The sequence below is a fragment of the Streptomyces sp. G-G2 genome, assembly GCF_030063135.1.
Taxonomy (GTDB): Bacteria; Actinomycetota; Actinomycetes; order Streptomycetales; family Streptomycetaceae; genus Streptomyces.
Window position 1 is genome coordinate 1 of sequence record NZ_JASISO010000071.1, and the last position, 3465, is coordinate 3465.

The 3465-nt window shown below is 67.2% G+C and carries 2 protein-coding genes and 1 rRNA gene; all 3 read left to right on the forward strand.

The features are described 5' to 3' along the window. Positions 1–70 (forward strand): 5S ribosomal RNA (rrf, locus tag QMF80_RS38485); the annotation flags it as partial. Positions 71–196: 126 nt separating this feature from the next. Further along, complete coding sequence (gene clsA, locus QMF80_RS35240) at positions 197–805, forward strand: cardiolipin synthase ClsA (protein ID WP_283461030.1); 609 nt, start codon at positions 197–199, stop codon at positions 803–805. Positions 806–907: 102 nt separating this feature from the next. After that, positions 908–3403 carry a mannose-1-phosphate guanyltransferase gene (locus QMF80_RS35245; protein ID WP_283461032.1) on the forward strand — a complete coding sequence of 832 codons (2496 nt, stop codon included), beginning with the start codon at positions 908–910 and terminating at the stop codon, positions 3401–3403. The last annotated feature ends 62 nt before the right edge of the window (positions 3404–3465 follow it).

Sequence of the window (3465 nt, forward strand, 5' to 3'; positions counted from 1 at the left end):
GGAAGCTAAGCCTTTCAGCGCCGATGGTACTGCAGGGGGGACCCTGTGGGAGAGTAGGACGCCGCCGAACAATTTTTCCGGGAAAGCCCCGCACCTTATGGTGCGGGGCTTTTCTGCGTTCCGGGCCAGGAGGGGCAGGTTGTTCTCCTGTAGGGTCAGGAAGCATCGTTCGTACGTTTCACATGGAGGCCCTCGGGTGGAGGTCCAGGAGACTCGGGTTCAGACGGACCGAATCCTCACCATCCCGAACATTCTGAGCATGGCTCGCCTCGTCGGCGTACCCGTGTTCCTCTGGCTCATTCTGATGCCGGTGTTCGGTGGCCCCAAGGCCGATGTCTGGGCGCTGGTGGTGCTGATGTTCAGTGGCATCAGCGATTACCTGGACGGGAAACTCGCGCGGCGCTGGAACCAGATCAGCAGTCTCGGCCGACTGCTGGACCCGGCCGCGGACCGGCTGTACATCCTGTCCACGCTCGTCGGGCTCACCTGGCGCGAGATCCTGCCGTGGTGGCTGACCGGCGCCCTGCTGGCCCGCGAGCTGATGCTGCTGGTCATGGTGTGGATCCTGCGCCGCCACGGCTATCCGCCGCCCCAGGTGAACTTCCTCGGCAAGGCCGCCACCTTCAACTTGATGTACGCCTTCCCCTTGCTGCTGCTCAGCGACGGGACCGGCTGGCTGCCCTGGTTGGGTTCAGTTTTCGGATGGGCGTTCGCAGTTTGGGGTACAACCCTCTATTGGTGGGCAGGAGTCTTGTACGTGGTGCAAGTCCGCCGTCTTGTGAAGGCGGACGCCACGGCCGACTGAGTTCGGCTCGCCGGAGTAGTCACGCGGAAGAGTTGCGTAGCCACCGTCCGAGACGGGCGAGGTCGGCGTGAATCGCCGTCTCTCAAGGAGGACTCTTCCGACATGAAGGCCGTCGTGATGGCTGGTGGCGAAGGTACGAGACTTCGCCCCATGACCTCGAGCATGCCCAAGCCGCTCCTGCCGGTGGTCAACCGGCCAATCATGGAGCACGTGCTGAGGCTGCTCAAGCGGCATGGTCTCAGCGAGACCGTGGTCACCGTGCAGTTCTTGGCGTCACTCGTCAAGAACTACTTCGGTGACGGCGAGGAACTGGGCATGGAGCTGACCTATGCCAACGAGGAGAAGCCACTCGGGACCGCCGGCAGTGTGAAGAACGCGGAGGAAGCCCTCAAGGACGACGCCTTCGTGGTGATCTCCGGCGACGCACTCACCGACTTCAACCTCACTGATCTCATCAACTTCCACAAGGAGAAGGGCGCACTGGTCACGGTGTGCCTGACCCGGGTGCCGAACCCACTGGAATTCGGCATCACCATCGTGGACGAGGAAGGGAAGGTCGAACGCTTCCTGGAGAAGCCGACCTGGGGACAGGTGTTCTCGGACACCGTCAACACGGGCATCTACGTGATGGAACCCGAGGTCTTCAACTACGTGGACCCGGATGTTCCGGTCGACTGGTCCGGTGACGTCTTCCCTCAGCTGATGAAGGAGGGCAAGCCCATCTACGGCTACATCGCCGAGGGCTACTGGGAGGACGTCGGCACCCACGAGAGTTACGTGAAGGCCCAGGCCGACGTGCTCGAGGGCAAGGTCCAGGTCGACATGGACGGCTTTGAGATCTCTCCCGGGGTGTGGATCGCAGAAGGTGCCGAGGTGCACCCGGACGCGGTGCTGCGCGGGCCCCTCTACATCGGCGATTACGCCAAGGTCGAGGCCGGCGTCGAGATCCGTGAACACACGGTGATCGGCTCGAACGTGGTCGTCAAGACCGGAGCCTTCCTGCACAAGGCCGTCATCCACGACAACGTCTACATCGGTCCGCACAGCAATCTCCGCGGCTGTGTGATCGGCAAGAACACGGACATCATGCGGGCCGCCCGGATCGAGGACGGCGCCGTCATCGGTGACGAGTGCCTGATCGGTGAGGAATCGATTGTCCAGGGCAACGTGCGGGTCTACCCGTTCAAGACCATCGAGGCGGGCGCCTTCGTCAACACGTCGGTCATCTGGGAGTCGCGGGGCCAGGCGCACCTCTTCGGGGCGCGCGGGGTCTCCGGCATCCTGAACGTGGAGATCACCCCCGAGCTGTGCGTTCGGCTCGCCGGTGCCTATGCGACCACCCTCAAGAAGGGGGCGATGGTCACCACCGCCCGTGACCACTCCCGAGGCGCGCGTGCGCTGAAGCGCGCGATGATCTCGGCGCTGCAGGCCAGCGCCATCGACGTACGCGACCTGGAGAACGTACCGCTGCCGGTAGCGCGGCAGCAGACCGCGCGCGGCAGTGCGGGCGGGATCATGCTGAGGACCTCGCCCGGCGTCCCGGACTCCGTGGACATCATCTTCTTCGACGAGCGGGGCGCCGACCTCACACAGGGGCAGCAGCGCAAGCTCGACCGGGTGTACGCCCGCCAGGAGTACCGGCGCGCGTTCCCCGGCGAGATCGGTGACCTGCAGTTCCCGTCGAGCGTGTTCGACTCCTACACCGGCTCGCTGCTGCGGCATGTGGACACCTCCGGAGTCGCGGACTCCGGGCTGAAGGTGGTCGTGGACGCCGCGAACGGCAGTGCCGGACTGGTGCTGCCCAGCCTGCTGGGCCGCCTCGGCGTGGACGCGCTGACCGTCAACCCCGGGCTGAACGAGTCCCGGCCGACGGAGACCACGGAATCCCGCCGGGCCGGGCTGGTGCGGCTCGGGGAGATCGTCGCCTCGTCCCGGGCCGCCTTCGGGGTGCGTTTCGACCCCGTCGGCGAGCGGATCTCGCTCGTGGACGAGCGGGGCCGGATCATCGAGGACGACCGGGCGCTGCTCGTGCTGCTCGACCTCGTCGCCGCGGAGCGGCGCAGCGGGCGGGTGGCACTGCCGGTGACCACCACGCGGATCGCCGAGCAGGTGGCGGCGTACCACGGCACCCAGGTGGAGTGGACGACGACCTCGCCGGACGATCTGACCCGGGTGGGCCGGGCCGAAACGACCATCTTCGGAGGGGACGGCCGGGGCGGATACATCGTTCCGGAGTTCAGCAGCGTCTTCGACGGGTCGGCGGCCTTCGTCCAGCTGATCGGGCTGGTCGCCCGGACCCAGCTCACGCTGAGCCAGATCGACGCCCGGATCCCGCGGGCGCACGTCCTCAAGCGGGACGTGCCGACCCCGTGGGCCGTCAAGGGCCTGGTCATGCGGCGGGTGGTGGAAGCCGCCGGGGACCGCCAGGTGGACACGACCGACGGCGTGCGCGTCGTCGAGGCGGACGGGCGCTGGGCGCTCGTACTGCCGGACCCGGCGGAGGCCGTGACGCACCTGTGGGCCGAAGGCCCCGACGACGCGTCGGCGCAGGCACTGCTGGAGGAGTGGGCGGGCGTCCTGGACGGCGCCGGACACTGATCCCGATCCGCCGGGCCCGGAACCCCCCGCGGGGGGCCGGCCCCGCGGCCTGCCGCCATCGG

Bases quoted from the DNA above. Each gene is read 5' to 3' on its own strand.
- QMF80_RS35245 (WP_283461032.1), top strand. From the start codon at position 908: ATGAAGGCCGTCGTGATGGCTGGTGGCGAAGGTACGAGACTTCGCCCC.